General features: G+C 41.2%; 18 protein-coding genes. 16 read left to right on the top strand and 2 right to left on the bottom strand.

The features are described from left to right. The first annotated feature begins 15 nt into the window (after window positions 1–15). The 15 genes from araA to FSB73_RS05510 all read left to right on the top strand — a co-directional run bounded on the left by araA (window position 16) and on the right by FSB73_RS05510 (window position 15,362). Window positions 16–1,506 (top strand): L-arabinose isomerase, encoded by a 1,491-nt coding sequence (gene araA, locus FSB73_RS05570; RefSeq protein WP_146780498.1) that lies wholly within the window; start codon window positions 16–18, stop codon window positions 1,504–1,506. Between the two features lie 50 nt (window positions 1,507–1,556). Further along, window positions 1,557–3,242: a sodium:solute symporter family transporter gene (locus tag FSB73_RS05565; protein WP_146780497.1), complete on the top strand. Its 1,686-nt coding sequence runs from the start codon at window positions 1,557–1,559 to the stop codon at window positions 3,240–3,242. A gap of 54 nt (window positions 3,243–3,296) precedes the next feature. Continuing rightward, entirely contained in the window at window positions 3,297–4,097 is an 801-nt protein-coding gene (locus FSB73_RS05560; RefSeq protein ID WP_225974518.1) for an NUDIX hydrolase, read from the top strand. A gap of 94 nt (window positions 4,098–4,191) precedes the next feature. Next, window positions 4,192–5,745, top strand: a complete 1,554-nt coding sequence (locus FSB73_RS05555) for an alpha-N-arabinofuranosidase (protein WP_146780496.1) — start codon at window positions 4,192–4,194, stop codon at window positions 5,743–5,745. Window positions 5,746–6,158: 413 nt separating this feature from the next. After that, on the top strand, window positions 6,159–6,716 hold the full coding sequence (locus FSB73_RS05550) for a DinB family protein (RefSeq protein WP_146780495.1): 558 nt from the start codon (window positions 6,159–6,161) through the stop codon (window positions 6,714–6,716). A gap of 34 nt (window positions 6,717–6,750) precedes the next feature. Beyond that, window positions 6,751–7,209, top strand: a complete 459-nt coding sequence (locus tag FSB73_RS05545; RefSeq protein WP_146780494.1) for a DoxX family protein — start codon at window positions 6,751–6,753, stop codon at window positions 7,207–7,209. Window positions 7,210–7,514: 305 nt separating this feature from the next. Continuing rightward, on the top strand, window positions 7,515–8,156 hold the full coding sequence (locus FSB73_RS24230) for a sugar-binding domain-containing protein (RefSeq protein ID WP_225974517.1): 642 nt from the start codon (window positions 7,515–7,517) through the stop codon (window positions 8,154–8,156). A 32-nt stretch (window positions 8,157–8,188) separates the two neighbouring features. Then, window positions 8,189–9,460, top strand: coding sequence for a glycoside hydrolase family 2 protein (locus tag FSB73_RS24225; RefSeq protein WP_262712509.1), 1,272 nt, complete (start codon window positions 8,189–8,191; stop codon window positions 9,458–9,460). A 23-nt stretch (window positions 9,461–9,483) separates the two neighbouring features. Next, a complete protein-coding gene (locus FSB73_RS24220; protein ID WP_262712508.1) occupies window positions 9,484–9,963 on the top strand; it encodes a DUF4982 domain-containing protein in 480 nt (159 codons plus the stop codon). Between the two features lie 32 nt (window positions 9,964–9,995). Then, window positions 9,996–11,189, top strand: coding sequence for an alginate lyase family protein (locus FSB73_RS05535; protein WP_192904095.1), 1,194 nt, complete (start codon window positions 9,996–9,998; stop codon window positions 11,187–11,189). 406 nt (window positions 11,190–11,595) lie between these two features. Further along, entirely contained in the window at window positions 11,596–12,891 is a 1,296-nt protein-coding gene (locus FSB73_RS05530; protein ID WP_146780493.1) for a hypothetical protein, read from the top strand. Window positions 12,892–12,900: 9 nt separating this feature from the next. Beyond that, the gene (locus FSB73_RS05525; RefSeq protein WP_146780492.1) at window positions 12,901–13,425 is read left to right on the top strand and encodes a hypothetical protein; all 525 of its coding nucleotides are present in this window, start codon (window positions 12,901–12,903) and stop codon (window positions 13,423–13,425) included. Window positions 13,426–13,436: 11 nt separating this feature from the next. Beyond that, window positions 13,437–14,390 (top strand): DUF6175 family protein, encoded by a 954-nt coding sequence (locus FSB73_RS05520; RefSeq protein WP_225974514.1) that lies wholly within the window; start codon window positions 13,437–13,439, stop codon window positions 14,388–14,390. Between the two features lie 10 nt (window positions 14,391–14,400). Continuing rightward, entirely contained in the window at window positions 14,401–14,880 is a 480-nt protein-coding gene (locus FSB73_RS05515) for a magnesium transporter CorA family protein (RefSeq protein WP_146780491.1), read from the top strand. Window positions 14,881–14,966: 86 nt separating this feature from the next. Further along, a complete protein-coding gene (locus tag FSB73_RS05510) occupies window positions 14,967–15,362 on the top strand; it encodes a hypothetical protein (protein WP_146780490.1) in 396 nt (131 codons plus the stop codon). A gap of 111 nt (window positions 15,363–15,473) precedes the next feature. Here the strand turns inward: FSB73_RS05510 and FSB73_RS05505 are convergent, their stop codons facing one another. Then, window positions 15,474–15,995 (bottom strand): hypothetical protein, encoded by a 522-nt coding sequence (locus tag FSB73_RS05505; RefSeq protein ID WP_146780489.1) that lies wholly within the window; start codon window positions 15,993–15,995, stop codon window positions 15,474–15,476. Window positions 15,996–16,282: 287 nt separating this feature from the next. Here FSB73_RS05505 and gloA2 point away from each other — a divergent pair, with 287 nt between their 5' ends. Further along, window positions 16,283–16,672, top strand: a complete 390-nt coding sequence (gene gloA2 / locus FSB73_RS05500; protein WP_146780488.1) for an SMU1112c/YaeR family gloxylase I-like metalloprotein — start codon at window positions 16,283–16,285, stop codon at window positions 16,670–16,672. 75 nt (window positions 16,673–16,747) lie between these two features. On the opposite strand, the gene FSB73_RS05495 is transcribed toward gloA2, so the two are convergent. Beyond that, window positions 16,748–17,398, bottom strand: a complete 651-nt coding sequence (locus tag FSB73_RS05495; protein WP_146780487.1) for a hypothetical protein — start codon at window positions 17,396–17,398, stop codon at window positions 16,748–16,750. Window positions 17,399–17,526 lie beyond the last annotated feature (128 nt).

Raw genomic sequence — 17,526 nt, 5'->3', positions numbered from 1 at the left:
TTAAACAAAATTTCTATGATCAATTATACGAACCGGGAAATCTGGCTGGTGACCGGCAGTCAACATTTATATGGTGATGAGACGCTGCGGCAAGTGGCTGAACACAGCCAGCAAATTGCCCGTGCGCTGGATACTTCCAGTGCGATTGCTGTAAAAATTGTCTGGCAGCCTACGGTAAAAACCACGGATGAAATCTATCAGCTGATTCAAAAGGCGAATGCCGATGATCAGGTAATCGGGCTGATTGCCTGGATGCACACTTTCTCTCCTGCTAAAATGTGGATCCGGGGATTAACTATTTTACATAAACCTTTACTGCATTTACATACCCAGTTTAACCAGGACATTCCCTGGGCAACCATGGATATGGACTTTATGAACCTCAATCAGAGTGCGCATGGAGATAGAGAGTTTGGTTATATCGTTTCCCGGTTGGGTATCGACCGCAAAGTAGTCGTCGGACACTGGAAAAGTGAAACAGTTCAAAAACAAATTGGCCAGTGGGCCCGGGTTACTGCTGGTTGGGCAGATTGGCAAGGCGCTAAATTTGCCCGTTTCGGAGACAATATGCGTTTTGTAGCGGTGACAGAAGGGGATAAAGTGGCGGCTGAAGCAAAACTTGGTTTCTCGGTTAATACCTACGGAATCGGTGACCTGGTCGAGGTCATGAAGGAGGTATCTGATAAAGAAATAGATACGCTGGTAAGTGAATATGAAGACAGTTATAAGTTAGCTGCTGGCTTAAGTAAAGAAGGTGCTCAGCGCGCGGCGTTAAGAGATGCGGCCAAGATTGAACTGGGTCTCCGCCATTTTTTAAAAGCAGGCGACTTTAAAGGTTTTACCGATACTTTTGAGGATCTCCATGGAATGCGGCAACTGCCAGGTATTGCTGTTCAGCGTCTGATGGCAGATGGATATGGTTTTGCCGGTGAAGGCGACTGGAAAACAGCTGCCTTGGTGCGTGCAATGAAGGTAATGGGCTATGGACTGAAAGGCGCCAATGCTTTTATGGAAGATTATACCTATCATCTGGATCCAAGTGATACCAAAGTGATGGGTTCACATATGCTGGAAGTGGATCCTACACTTGCCAGTGGCGACATCAGTTGTGAAATTCATCCATTAGGCATCGGCGGGAAAGAAGATCCCGTCAGACTGGTATTTAACGGTGGGGGAGGGGCTGCAATCGCTTCCAGCCTGGTAGATATGGGCGGACGTTTTCGTTTGGTGGCCAATGCCGTAGAAGGAGTGGCTATCAATGAAGCGCTACCGAAACTGCCGGTGGCCCGCATTATGTGGAAACCACTTCCTGATTTTCAGACTGCCTGTGCAGCCTGGATACTGGCAGGTGGAGCGCATCATACCTGCTATAGCCAGAATCTATCCATGGAGCAAATTGAGGATTTTGCAGATATTGCGGGAATTGAAACTGTAATTATTGATCAGGATACTTCGCTAAGACAAATAAAGAAAGAACTTAAATTCGCGCAGGCTTATTATCATTAAACAATCATTCATTCACCAAGGGGGGCAGCCCTCAACTAATTAACTAGAACATGAAAAGTGGACTTATCCATATTGATTATATCATTATCGTTGCCTATTTTTTACTGATCACCTTCTATGGTCTTTGGATCTATCATAGAAGGAAAAACAAGGATTTAACCAGTCATGACTATTTTTTGGCTGAGGGGTCTCTCACCTGGTGGGCTATCGGCGCCTCCATAATTGCTTCCAATATATCCGCTGAGCAGTTCATTGGGATGAGCGGAGATGGTTTTTTTGTAGGGATTGCCGTGGGCGTTTATGAATGGGTGGGGGCGCTTGGCCTGATTATTATCGCCGTCTGGTTTTTGCCCATCTATCTTAAAAATAAGATCTTTACCATGCCACAGTTCCTTAAACGAAGGTTTAATGGAACCGTAGCCCTGATAATGGCGATTTTCTGGTTGATGCTTTATGTATTTGTCAATATTACTTCCATCCTCTATTTAGGTGCCTTAGCGGTAAATACACTAGTAGGAGGGCAGTCATTGCATCTGATTATGGTGATTTTTGCCATCTGCTCCGTACTCATTGCTTTAGGTGGTATGAAAGTGATTGGTTATACAGATGCCATACAGGTAGCGATGCTTTTGATTGGCGGACTGGCGACCACTTATTTTGCCTTACAGGTGGTGAGTGAAAAGTTTGGTCTGGGAAAGGATGTTTTTGCAGGATTCCAGGCGATGATGCATGCAGCACCGCAACACTTTCATCTGATCTATTCCAAGCCGACCGCTACTTCTTCTCAGCACTATATAGATCAATACCTGATTGTCCCTGGTATATTGATGTATATCGCCGGTCAGTGGATCGTGAACCTGGAGTATTTTGGTACCAACCAATATATTACACAAAGAGCACTCGGTGCCAATCTTAAGACAGCCAGGACGGGCCTTATGTTCGCTGGGATCTTGAAGATGTTTACCCCTATTGTTGTTATGCTGCCAGGTATCGCCGCCTATGTCTTATATCAAAAGGGATATTTGCCAGAACTAGGCGGCCATAAAGACCACGCCTATTCGGCCGTTTTAGGCTTTTTGCCTAATGGATTAAAAGGCTTGTCTATAGCGGCACTTTCGGCGGCCATTATCGCTTCGCTGGCTGGTAAAGCCAATAGTATCTCCACCATTTATACCCTGGATATTTATAAAAACTATTTCCATAAAGAAGCGAATGATAAGAAAATGGTTTGGATAGGTAGAATTGCAGTGGTGATTTCCATGGCAATAGGCCTGTTCTTTACCTGGGATGACCTGTTAGGTATCGGTGGCGCCGGTGGCTTTACTTTTATCCAGAAATATACCGGCTTTATCAGCCCTGGCGTACTGGCTGTTTTCTTACTGGGAATGTTCTGGAAAAGGACCAATGGACTTGCTTCCATCGTGGGTATCGTCGGTGGATTTGTCCTATGTGTCTTCTTTAATGAATTTGCGCCCGCTCTGCTGGGTCATAATACCTGGTTTTATACTGCTTATCCCAATGGGCATGGCGGCTATGAAATTCCATTCCTTATCTGTATGGGACTGGCCTTTGGCTTTACTGTTGTGCTGATGGTCATCTGTAGCATGTTTAGTCCGAAAGTCAATGCGAAAGCTTTTGTGATTGACCGTAAGATGTATAAGGTTGAACCCAGTGTTTTGGTACTGATTGTCGTCATTATGATGTTGTTCGCAGCTTTATATGCGAAGTTCTGGTAATAGTGGCGTGTAATTAATAGAAGCGTTGAATTGGTTTATCTTTAAAATAGCAGTTTGGAAAAAGTAGCGAAAATAGCTGAAAAGAAAGCAGCCCAAAAGCAAATGTCAGGTGAAAAACAAAGCAAGCGTAAGTACAGTGGTAAAAAGCTGCTACTGGCTGTGGATTGCATCATATTTGGATTTGATGAGCAAGGATTAAAACTGCTGGTGATCAAAAGAGGTTTTGAGCCTTGCATGGGAAGACTCAGTCTGATGGGGGGCTTTGTAGGAGATACGGAAAGCAGCGAAGACGCTGCCATCCGTGTCCTACATGAATTAACCGGCCTGGAAGGTATTTATATGGAACAATTGCACCTTTTCAGCAGTCCGTTGCGAGACCCAGGAGCCAGAACGGCTGTTATGGCCTATTTTGCCCTGATAGATATTAAAAGCTATCAGAGTCAGATGAGTGATGATTTTCAGGCCAGATGGGTTCCGGCAGAAGAAGTGCCTAAGCTGATATTTGACCATAATGAGATGGTGGAAATGGCCAAAGAACGACTGCGTTATAAGGCAGCCTTGCACCCGTTACTCTTTGAACTATTGCCCGACAAGTTTACGATTCCGCAGCTGCAGATCTTATACGAGAAACTCTATGATACAAAATTTGATCCTGGAAATTTCTTTAAAAAAATCAGGTCTACAGGGCTGCTAGTCAGATTAAAAGAAAGAGATAAACTGAATTCAAAAAAAGGGGCTTATTTCTACCAGTTAGATAAGGAAAAATATGAAGAGGGTTTCAATACTTTTTTGAACTTTGTTTATAAGCCTAGGTTTAAAAACAAAGTTCAAAAAAAATCATCGGTTAAAAAATAAGGTGCGTGCCAGCGTGGCGTAGCTATAGTTAAAGGCAATGCATCCAATAGCATGGCGTTATTCACTAATCAACAAAATAAACAAATTTATTCACATGAAAAAACAATTGCTTACGGCCTTTATCGCCTGTTTTGCCCTGGCTGCATCAGCGCAAAAGGCAGTGCTTAGTCTGGATGCAGATCGAGCCAATATTAAGATTAATCCCAATATTTATGGCATGTTCTCTGAACACCTTGGCCGCGGAATCTATGGGGGTATCTGGGTGCCCAAAGATGCAAAAGTAGAAAAGCAGGGACGGATCCGCATGGACGTCGTGGAGGCACTCAGAAAAATTCAGATCCCGAATCTTCGTTGGCCGGGTGGGTGTTTTGCCGATGAGTATCACTGGATGGATGGCATTGGCGACCCTGCCAAAAGGCCAAAGATGGTGAACACCAACTGGGGAGGCGTAACGGAAGACAATAGCTTTGGAACCAATGAATTTATGCAGCTTTGTCATTTACTCCACACACAACCTTATATCTCTGGCAATATGGGAAGCGGCACAGTACAGGAAATGTCTAATTGGGTAGAATATCTGAATTTTGACGGTGCAAGCCCGATGACTAAACTGCGTAAGGAGGATGGTGTAGACAAACCTTATGGCGTGCAGTTTTTTGGTATTGGTAATGAAAGTTGGGGTTGTGGCGGCAATATGACGCCGGAATTTTATGTGGATCAGTTCCGCAGGTATGCCACTTTTGCTAAAAGCTATCATGATGCGCCACTCAAAAGAATTGCCAGTGGTGCCAATTCTGATGATTATCATTGGACAGAAGTATTAATGAAAGGGATCCCGCATAATATGATGTGGGGGATCAGCCTTCATTACTATACTATTCCCACAGGGAACTGGGGCAAAAAAGGATCTGCGACCAAATTTTCTGAGCAGGAGTATTTTAATACGATGAAAAATTGCCTTCATATGGAAGATCTGGTTACCCGGCATTCAGCCATTATGGATAAATACGATCCCCAGAAAAAAGTAGCTTTGGTTGTTGATGAGTGGGGCGTCTGGACAGATGCAGAGCCCGGTACTAATCCCTCCTTTTTATATCAGCAAAACTCCATGCGGGATGCCCTGATTGCTGCTACGACGCTCAATATATTTAATAATCACGCTGATAGGGTAAGGATGGCTAATCTGGCACAGACGGTAAATGTCTTACAATCCTTGATACTAACAAAAGGAGATCAGATGATTTTAACACCCACTTATTATGTGTTTGAACTGTATAAAAAGCACCAGGGTGCCAAACTGATCCCGTTACATCTGATCAGCCCTGCTTATACCATGGGTGGGAAAACGATCGATGCGGTAAATGGTTCTGCTTCTATTGATAGCACAGGTAAGATGCATATCAGTCTGGTGAATCTGGATGCAGAAAAAGCAAATCCCATCACCATTGATCTGGCACATACTAAATATGTAAAAGTGAATGGGGAAATACTTGATGCTAAAGCGGTAACGTCCGTCAATACATTTGAAGCGCCAGATAATGTAAAAACAACCGGATTTACAGATTATAAATTGTCCGGTGATGCTGGAAATCAGGTGTTGAGCGTGAATTTGCCTGCTCACAGTGTCGTTATGTTAGAGGTTAACTAATGTTGCTATCAAGATAATTTAATTTACTCCTACGGGATAATAAAGGTTTGGATTTTAGATAAAAGGGTGAATGGGGTCATTTTGGACGAACAGTCCAAAAATGGCCCCTATTTTTTTTGAGGAGCAATGGTTAAGAGAATTTAGAACTGCATTGGAATAAGAATGGCGTTATAGCCCAACTATCTTTTAATATTGCTCCGTTTTTAGCTGGATGCAAACCTAATCCTGCATTTTTTGACCAATTCTGGACATATGAGTCTATAAGCTGCATTAAGTGAAGCCATATTTGTCGCAAATAACCGCTGATTTTGCCGTAATTACGTCCTGTGTTTCTGGCCTGAGAGGGTTATTTTTGATATCTGATTGGGCAAATTTTAGGCTCTATCTTCTTTTTTACAAAAGCGAAATGAATTATGGAAGAAACCTGGCGTATTTCATCAATGCAAAAAGACTTACTGGAGCAGCATTTAAAAGCAGTCATTCGGGATTTTGTTGAAGGCTTATATGCATTTGATGAAGCTGCCTTTAACCGAATTGCTGATGTAAATAGTTGGTCAGCGGCCCAGATAGGGAGCCACATTAATAAATCTATGCAATTTATTCATCAAGTGGTAACAGACAAGACTTCTCAGGCCCATAGAAACCCGGCGGCGCACATCGACGTATTAAAAGCGATGATGGAAAATATGCATACAAAAGCTAAATCGGCAGCTGAGCTCTTGCCCAGTCCGGATTTTTTAACGAGAACTAGCATGCGAAATGAGGTGACAGGTGCCACTCAGCTTTTAGCAGGGGATATTCGGACACTAGAGTTATCCTCCATTTGTGATACAATGAACTTTCCTACGGTAGGCTTTCTTAGTAGGTATGAATTGATCTCGTTTGCTGTTTTTCATATTGAGCGGCATACCAGGCAATTAGCTGCCACCTATGCCGCATTACAAGCAAAGAATACCTATATGGAAGGTTAATAATTCTCAATTTCTTACTTTAAAAATAAAACTTATGGAAACGGTCGACAAGAAGAACTTATCTGTGGACAAATCTGGGAACATATCCGGGAACAAATCCGTTAAAGTTACCTATTGGGTAACCACCTTGATTATTGCCTTGTTTGAACTCTCTGGTGCCTTCTTTATTAACAGTGAAATGGCCAAAGAAGGCACCAGGCATTTAATGCTGCCGGAATGGTTCCGGTGGGAGGTGAGCATAGGGCACATCATTGGCGGTATTTTATTGATTGTACCCGTCTCAAAAAGGATAAAAGAATGGACATATGTGGCTTTCGGGATTGACTTTGTTTCTGCGTTTATCGCCTATGCAGCGGTAGATGGCCTGACGGCCAATCTATTGTCTCCGGTTGTTTTTATGGTACTTTTGGTGGTTTCCTATATAACCTACCATAAACTACAGGCTTATAAACAATTTCCGGTGATTGTCGCACCAAAAATGGCGGGCGTTTAGATCTTTAACCTGCATAAGCATTGTTGGCTGAGGGCCGCGGATTAGCGTCGATGGGATTATAAATAAAACAATAAAATAGTAGTAGTAGCAGTAGCAGCCTGTTTGATTTTTACGAACACAGGCAGCTACTGCTGTTTTATTGCCATAAAGGATCGAACGGAAACGGTTGCGGAGTTTTTTAACTAACAACTGATATTTTTCCTTTAGTTTTATGGGGTATTTCTTAATTGGACCGTTTGTTTTTGAAATCGTTTCCATAAACTATTTCAAAAGCGATTAATTTAATCAAACTATTTTAAAAGTATATGAGGTATTTATTGGTCATTGTTTTTCTGGTAGGTTATAACTTATCTTTTGCGCAGCAGTCCATCCGTTTAAATGAGGGTTGGCGCTTTTTGCGGGAAGATCTGGGTGGTATTTGGGAAGCCGTTCGTCCGGCTGGAAAGGGTGATCCCGAAACTGTTCCTTTGTGGACGAAGGTGACTTTGCCACATTCAGCCAATGAAAGAGATGCGGTTGATCCGGATGTTAATTATTATGAAGGCCCAATGTGGTATAAAACCAGGCTGGATATCCGTAATCCTTATAACCAGGGTAGAACGTTGTTGCATTTTGAAGGTGCAGGCCAAAAATCTGAGGTGTATGTTTATACAACCAAGGTTGGCAGCCATGTGGGAGGGTATGATGAGTGGAGTGTGGATATTACAGATGCGGTGAAAGCTTTTAAGCTTAATGATAGCTTGTTTAAAGCATTTAAAGGTAAAATCCCCATAGCCATCAGGTGCGATAATAGTAGGGATCTGGAGATGATGCCTTCCGATCTGTCTGATTTTAATTTGTATGGCGGATTATACCGTTATGTCAATCTGGTCTATGAGCCGGCCCTGTACATAGATAAGGTTTTTGCCGCACCAAAGGTTAGTCTGAATCAAAAAATGCCGATTTAAATGTTAGCGTGCGCTTTGCAAACCCCGACAATATGAAATCAGGTAAACTTTCTGTACAACTGAAGGATCCATCAGGTGTTGTGGTTAAGCAATTTGAAAAACAGATTGACAAATTTAGTGGAGATATACAGGTGGCGGATTTGCAAATTCAGGCCCCTAGGCTGTGGAGTACAAATGATCCGGTAGTGTACACGCTGGAAACCAGGATATCTTCCAAGGCAGGTGAACATACCAGTATCTCTCCAGTGGGGTTCAGGCATTTTGAATTTGTGAAAAAAGGGCCATTTAAGCTGAATGGTAAAAGACTTTTATTAAGAGGAACACATCGGCATGAAGATTTTGCAGGTGAAGGACCTGCTATGACAGAAAATCAGATGCGGGAGGAAATGGTTCTAATGAAAAATATGGGTGTAAATTTTATTCGGTTAGCCCATTATCAACAGTCGCCTATCATATTACATTTATGTGACAGCCTTGGCATCCTGGTCTGGGAAGAAATTCCATGGTGTCGGGGAGGACTGGGAGGACCGGTCTATCAGGCACAGGGAAAGCGGATGCTGACAAATTTAATCGAGCAGCATTATAATCATCCTGCTGTCATAATTTGGGGGTTAGGTAATGAGAATGATTGGCCGAATGATTTTCCTGAATTTGATAAGCAGAAAATAAGGGGTTATTTTACTGAGTTAAACAACTTGGCACATAGGCTGGATCCTGCCAGGAAAACGGCCATCCGCCGCTGTGATTTTGCAAAGGACATCGTAGATGTTTATTCCCCTTCTATCTGGGCCGGATGGTATCGTGGTATCTATACCGAATACAAAGGTATTACCAAGGCAGAATTTGATAAGGTGGATCATTTTTTACATGTCGAGTGGGGTGGTGACAGTCATGCCAGACGGCATTCTGAAAATCCGGACAAAGGATTGCAGGATATTAAGGCCACTGGCGCTGCTGATGAACGGGCCGGCGACGCTTCGCTTTTTGGTGGTGCCGCACGCGCTTCAAAAGATGGAGACTGGAGTGAGAGCTATATATGTAATTTATTTGACTGGCATTTAAAAGAACAGGAAACCATGCCTTGGCTTACAGGTACAGCTATGTGGGTATTTAAAGATTTTTCGACACCTGTCAGACCGGACAATCCGGTCCCCTATGTAAATCAAAAAGGAGTGGTTGAAAGAGATCTGACTAAAAAGGAGTCTTATTATGTATTCCAGTCTTATTGGACAGACAAACCCATGGCGCATATTTATGGGCATAGCTGGCCTGTGCGTTGGGGTAAGGATGGAGAAGAAAAATGATAAAGGTTTATTCCAATTGCGAAGTGGCAGAACTGTTTGTTAATGGTAAATCATATGGCAACAGAAAACGCAATAGCCAGAATTTTCCGGCGGCAGGTCTTCGTTGGAATGTACCCATGCATAAGGGTACGTATACTGCCATCGTAGTGGCTAGTAAAGGCGCCAGGACGATTCGTGATACCATTCACTTTCAGTACCAGACAGATGTTTGGGCGGCCCCTTCCGTGGTGACACTTGAGAAGATTGGTGAGCAAAATGGAATAGCTACCATTGAGGCTAAGGTATTTGATAAAAATCATGTTCAATGCCTGGATGCAAAAAACTGGATTCATTTTGGGCTGGCTGGCGATGGTAAACTAATAGACGATCTGGGAACGTCAACGGGCTCAAAAAAAGTTCAAATGTACAATGGCCGGGCGATTATTCGGGTTCATACAAATAATGGAAAATCTGTAGCAAGTGCTAAAGTTGATGGATTACCTGTCGCATTTGTGTCGCTTTAATCTATAACCCTTAATGATTTAAAAAAAATTGAATGATAAATAGAATCACTGTAAGCTATCTACTGGCTTGCACCCTTGGCCTTGTTTTAAATTGCGGGCTGCATGCGCAAAATAGTGTAGGCAAAACTAGGACTATAAAGCAGGTGCAGCAAGTACTTGAAAAAGATGTGCTACAAAGGGCCGACAATGATTTAACAAAAAAGCCGATTACCGTTACCGCTGCGGTGTCTGATCGAAGCGCCGGAGGGAAGCATGATTTTTATAGTGAAGGGGATTACTGGTGGCCAAACCCCGCCAGCCCGGATAGTCCTTATATTAGAAAAGATGGGCTGACGAACCCTGATAATTTTGTCGCGCACAGACAGGCCATGATCCGTTTTAGCCGAATTGTAGGAAACTTAGCTTCTGCGTGGCGGATAAAAAATAAGCCGGTTTATCTGCATAAGGCAATGGAGCATTGCATTGCATGGTTTGTAGATACGGCTACCCGCATGAATCCTGATTTATTATATGCGCAGGCCATAAAAGGTCGGGTTACAGGAAGAGGAATCGGGATTATTGACGCCATACAATTAATGGAAGTTGCCCAAGGCTTGTATATCATGCAAAATGCCCCTGAAATGGACCAGGTTGCACTTCGAAAGATCAAAAAATGGTTTGCCGATTATCTTACATGGGTATCAACACATCCTTATGGTCTTGATGAAATGCATGCAGCCAATAATCACGGGACTTGTTGGGTGATGCAGGTTGCCTGCTTCGCCCGCTTTACCGGCAATATGAAGTTGATGAATTTTTGCCGGGATAGATATAAGAAGGTATTGCTGCCAGAGCAGATGGCCAAAGACGGAAGTTTTCCAAAAGAGATGGCCAGAACAAAACCCTATGGATACGCTTTATTTAACCTGGATGCCATGACGATCATCTGTCAGATTCTGTCCACTGCCGAAGATGATTTATACAATTATCAAACGCCTGACGGCAAATCCATTAAAAAGGGCATTGAATTTATGTTCCCGTATATGAAGGATAAAACTAAATGGCCATTGCCTCCGGATGTGATGTACTGGGATCAGTGGCCTGTTGCGCAGCCAGCCCTTTTATTTGGCGCAGCCCGCTTTGGAAATAATAACTGGTTTAATCAATGGAGTCGTTTGGATCATTTTCCTGAAGTAGAGGAAGTTATCCGAAATCTGCCGGTTAGAAACCCGCTAATCTGGTTATGATTAAGACTAAATAAATGACTGATTGACTTTCTTTTATTAGACGTTATTGCTAGGTTGTAATTAATGCCGACATGGCCTGCATAAAGCAAAAATACCCTCTTGAGGGTATTTTTGCTTTATGCAGGCTATCCTATTTTTGCTTTAGAAAACCAGAATAATTGTACATAGTGTTTGAACGCTGTAATTTGAAATAAGATAAATTTTTGTAGACAGACAAAACCCTATTATAAGGTGCGCCTATTGATAAATAGTAATAATAGGAAGTACTTATGATCACATGCAGGTCATATTTACTGGAGGGTTGATCTTATACGCAGGTTTGTTTTTATCTAGCATTAGAAGTATCAATAGCAGACTAATTGGTTGAATGTTTTATTATCACTAACGGCTTTAAAATAATGAAATTATGAAAAAGATATTATTTCTGACTGCACTTGTGTTGGTGGTGTGTACGGCGTTTGCACAATCATCACTTCAGAAGTACAAAAGGAGTTCCTTATGGACACTTATGATTGATAAGCCTGCCGAAAGCCAGGATTCGGTTATCCTGAAAGCCTTTGCCAGCTATCCTGTCCCTGAAAAGTTCAATGATCATAATGGAGATCTAAGAGTTATCAGTGCTTTAAATGCAATTGATGAAAACTTATTATCGCAGTATGCCAATGGGCCGCAAAGTAATGCGGGGTTAGGACTACTTGGTAAAAATCCTAAAAGTAACAAAAAGCAACAAAGTAGTGCAGGGCAGAATGTTGAACTGATTGAGTGGTATTTGAACGATAGCAATTTTGCGAAGAAAATTGTTGCAAAATGGTTTAACAGGAGTGCTAAAGGAGGTTTTAATATGAATTTGGTTGCTGATAGGGGGGCATATAACGCATCAGATATTGATGTAAAAGTGGCAAAGAAAAGCGAGCGTGGCCTGGCACTTGTCCGGGATGCAGGGGAACAGTTGATTCAGAACACTTTTGTCATCGTAAATGATTTTAAATTTACGAACAAGGAGGAAGTCGCGAAAAAGGCAAAAGGACTATTATCCTTGGCTTCTTCTGTTGCTTCCTATGCAGGTAATTCTTCGCTTAGTCTTGCTTCTGAAGGTGCGAGCCTTGGGGTAGGAGTGGTTGGCAAAGGATATGTGATTAAAACCAATGCTTATTTATTTAAGCTAGTCTGGAATCAGGAGGTAGCCAATGCTTTTTATAATGAAATGTGGACCGACGACGCACATTTAGATCCGGTAAAAGTCGCTGCTTTTGAGAATACCGATCTTTTTAAATTGGAATATATTGGCCTTGAAACAGCATGGGCAGATTTACAAAGTACTGCATTTACCAAAAAAACAGATAGTGCATTAATTTCTATTGCAACAAAAAAAGCGACGGATGCTGTCATTGCAAAACTCCAAAGAAAATATGAAGTATTTAGAACCAAAACACCCTTATTAAGTGGGTGGCCTATTTCTGCCAAAATCGGATTAAAAGAAGGATTGGAGGGTGGCGATAAATATGAAGTATTGGAGCAAATACAGGATGAAAATGGCAGAACACAGTATAAGCGTGTGGGCGTTGTGAAAGTCGAAAAGGGTGAAATTTGGGATAATCGTTATATGGCTGATGAGGAGAATCCCTCTAAACTTGAATACACCAGCTTCAAGGGAGCGAAAAATAAATACGCTGAAGGAATGTTGATAAGACAAATCGATTAATAAATTATTATGAGAAAAAGTGCAATACTCGTTTTTCTGTTTAGCATTTGTTTTGCCACTGTAAAAGTGCAAGCCCAGTGGAAGAAAAACAAAGCATTGGCGGATACCAAAATATGGCGTTATGATATTGAATGTGCAGGACTTGGAAAACAAGGCTCTAAACTGGTAAAAGTATGGTCCTACTCCAAAAATCCAAAACACGCTATTGCCAGCGCCATGAGAAATGCTGTTCACGGCATTATTTTTAAAGGCTATGCCGGTGGTGGACAAGGATGTACTGCTTTTAAGCCTTTGGTGAGAGATCCCGCGGCTGAATCCCAGCATCAAGCGTTTTTTGATGCCTTTTTTGCCGAGGGAGGTGAATATTTAAAATATGTTTCCTCTGCTACCGATGGTCAGATTGCTGCTGAGGACCGTCTGAAAGTGAGTAAACGAGAGTATAAGATTGGAGCCATCGTAACTGTAATGACGGATCTATTGCGTAAACGCCTTGAAAAAGAAGGAATAGTGCGGGCGCTTAATGCAGGATTCTAAAACTCGAATATATGTATAAGATTAAATTTATTTTTACTTGCCTGACCCTTTTTATTGCATGTGTTGTATCTGGTCAGGCTAAAAAGCCAACACTTATGGTCGTCCCAAGTGACGCCTGGTGTATTCAGCACGGTTATGTTCAAAGTTTTGATGATCAAGGAACCGAAGTGGAAGTGCCGGATTATAAGCGCGCCTTTCAAAATAACCCGGAGGTGCTACAGGTAATTAGTCAGATTAATGGCATGATGGCTGAAAGAGGTTTTCCATTAAAGAACATGGAGTCTGCTATTAAAACCTTGCAATCTAATAGCGCCGAAGATATGTTGCGGCAATCCAAGAGCGGCGGTGGAATAATAGAAAGCCCAATTGATGCATTAAAAAAGGCGGCCAAGGCGGATATTATCATCCAGCTTACCTGGACGATCAATAACGTGGGGCCCAAGAAATCAGTCAATTTTAATTTGCAAGGCTTGGACGCTTACACCGATAAACAAATTGCTACCGCTACCGGCACTGGAGCTCCTTCATTTAGTGCGGCGGTGCCAGTGCTTCTTTCCGAGGCCGTCATCTCACATATGGATAATTTTACCAGTTCATTGCAGGATTATTTTGATGATATGTTTGAAAATGGAAGGGAAATTATTGTCCGCATACAGACCTGGGACAACTGGGAGGGAGATTTAGAGCAAAATTATGGTGGCGGTGATGAATTAGGCTATGTGATCGAAAGCTGGATAAGAGATCACAGCGTTAAGGGGAGATTTAATACCACAGATTTTACCGAAAATATGATGTTATTTGAGCAGGTTAGAATCCCGCTTTTTGATGCCAGTAATCACGCGATAGATGCTAGACGGTATTTAAGAGATTTAAGCAGGTATTTAAGCGCGGCTCCTTTTAATATTCCCAATAAGCTGGTCATGAAAGGCCTTGGACGGGCAACCATTATTTTGGGAAGCAAATAAAATTTTAACTATGAAAAGAATATATTTTGTCTTTTTATTTTTACTAGTGCTATCCATGGGTGCAAAGGTGCAAGGACAGGGTAACGTAGTCGGTAGCGGACCGCAACCGGATTTTATGGCCTTGGGCATTTATATCGAAGACGGTTTAGTGCCTATGGAGTCAAGAACGATTATGGAAACAAAGCTACAGCAAATTGCCACTGCCAACGGGATTAGTGATCTGGGCAATTTATCACGGTTTATTCTTGTGCCTAAAATTTCAGTTATTGGCAAGGAGGTTCTGTCAACGGCACCTATTCAAGTAGTATTAAGCCTGGAAGTGACACTTTGCATTGGGGACGCTCAGACGAGTCATATGTATGCGACGAAGAGCTTTTTAGTAAAAGGTGTGGGCAGAAATATAAACAAATCCTATATCGCTGCATTAAAGACGATTTCTCCAAAGAATGCAGGTGTTATTAATTTTATTACCCAAGGTAAACAAAAATAATTGATTATTACAATACGAATTGTGATTTAATTTTACGTCAGGTCGATCGATTTGAATCACAAGAGAAATATGAACAAGCACTTGCTTTGCTGGTAAATGTACCTGTTGAAAGTAATTGCTTCAGTCAAGTAAGAAGCGATTTACAACGCGTGTATAAACAGGTGATTGACAGGCAATGTGCAAAATATCTGATGTCGGCAAAGGCTATCTGGACAGCCAACCAGGATATTAATGCGGCCAATAGGGCTGGTGCGTTACTAGCCAGAGTAGAGCCAAATGCTTCTTGCTATGGCGAAGTCGAATATTTGTTTGAGCAAATCGGCAACCGTGTAAAAGTAATAAGTGACCGGCCATGGGAATATAAGTTGAAGGTGCTGGATGCCAGGATATCCCAGGCAGAAGGCGCGATGGAAGTATTACGGATTTTTGCCAAAAATCAGCCAAATTATGTGGGATATAATATAGGCGGTTGGTTTAGGTGATGAGTAAATACTAAAAGTTAGTTTAATTGGATCTGTTATAGATTTTAATTGCATCTATTAATTTGCCTTTTTTGGCCTTTTTAAGCGCGTCTGTATTTTCCTTGACCATTTCTATAACATGTTCTTTGGTGAGTTGGACGGGGGCTTATTTTTATCTTTTTGAATGGCGGAAAAATAGGGTGAACCCCACTCGGGCATTATGGCATATTTATTTATTTTTCCTTCGTAAACTTTAAATAGCCAGCAGGAATCATTAAAAGCAGGTATTCCTGTCATTTTCCGACCATTAGAAGTAATCATTGAAATTGATTTTGTATCTACTGGATAGAATATTTTAAACTTTTTTCCTCGGTAGAACCTTATATAACATTTATGCTTGTATAGTTGTATTTTCCCTTTGCCTTTGTAAACCTCTCCCGATTTTAGGGTCACGGTATAATCGTATTTTTTCATGGCTGGCCTTACGCCATGATTGTATATGGGCATAAAGCCCATTCCAGGTGTTTGTATAGTTGCTTTACCGTAAGGGGTACGGATGGTGGAATAAGTCGTTCCAAATTGAGCCTTTGAGGTATTATAGCTAACAAAGAGGGCAAAGGTTATTAAAAAGACAATATAGATTCTTTTATACATAAACAGTATATTTAATATAAGATTGAATTTTGGTTTTTTAAAGTCTATACGAAATACGAGAGGTGAAATTACAAATTTTATGTAATTGTTTTAAAATAAAATTTATTTTAAATATGTATTGTATAATCTTTTCTCGTTTTTCTGCATTGAATGATTGATGACCACTTGGTTTGGCAGATACCTGGCAAATAACAGGTTTAAACGCTTTAAGCTTCGATATTTCTTGCGTATTTAGTGTAATATTGCCTTACATTTAATCGAATATTTGATCCATAATCATTACGTCCATGTTGCATATAGAGAGATTGCATCATATAGCTATTATTTGTTCTAACTATGAACGCTCAAAAACCTTTTATACGGAGATTCTTGGGTTTGTTATTGAGAATGAAGTGTTTAGGTCTGATAGAAAATCCTATAAACTAGATCTGTCATTAAACGGACAATATCTTATTGAGCTGTTTTCCTTTCCTGATCCGCCAAGTCGAATAACCAGGCCCGAAGCAACGGGACTCAGACACATAGCCTTTGGCGTTAAAAGTCTGGAAAAAGAGTTGGTGTTTTTGGCTTCCAAAGGGGTTGTTGCGGAAAAGATTCGTATTGATGAGTGTACCAATAAGAAGTTTACTTTTTTTTATGATCCGGATAATCTACCGATAGAACTTTATGAATTTTGATAAGGCTTATTCAAACAGACCGCATTAGCTATGGTGATAGGCTTAGTACCAAAAAATACCTCCCAGGGGGAGTAGTTAATTTAAGTGGGATCTGCCGAATGGATCTCCTATGAGAATGTTTTTTTCGCTGGCTTTAATGATCATCTCTATCGGACAAGGAATATTTGGTGTTTTATAAACGGTTTTTATAGTTTCAATTGGATCAAAGTCAGTTCCTAGACAAAATACGTAAAAAAAACAAGAATATTGAAACATACGCTTTGCAATAACTTCTTGGTGATGTGGCGAAATGTAAAGCCTTGTCATCTCTTTGTCAAGAGACCTTAAAGGGATCTTTCCTTTTGCAAACAGATCACCAATCAATGAATGCATTTGCTCCTCTGTATTTTTTATAAAAAATATAATTGCCGGAAAGCTAACAGCCAGTTTATGAATCCAAGCGATTGCTTTAGGTGTTACCCAATCATATCCTTTGTGATACAGACCTTTGCTCGCGTCCCTTTCATATTTTAGTTCCACATTAAGTGCCAATCGTCCCAGTAAATCAGGAAAATGTTGTATTACTGTAAGCGGTTCTATAATAGGCGTTATGGCCTCGTGTTTCAAATTGTGCTTAGAGACGAGTAATTCAATAGGCTTGTCGGGAGAATCCCTGAATTTCTGAAACCAGTCTTTATATTTTTCAATCAATGGATTGTTTGCATTTGTATAATAAATAGGAGACATATCAATTGATTTAATTCCCGTATAATTTTATTGGTTTAATGTTCGGGCTCATCTGGCTTAAAAATTATAGGTTTTATAATAAAATCTGCTTCAATTTGAAACTTTCTTTTGCAAAATACTAAATTGAT

Origin of the sequence: Arachidicoccus ginsenosidivorans (genome assembly GCF_007971385.1) — a bacterium.
Lineage (GTDB): Bacteria > Bacteroidota > Bacteroidia > Chitinophagales > Chitinophagaceae > Arachidicoccus > Arachidicoccus ginsenosidivorans.
Note: the sequence above shows the minus strand (reverse complement) of the source record. Positions and strands in the feature narration are given on the sequence as shown.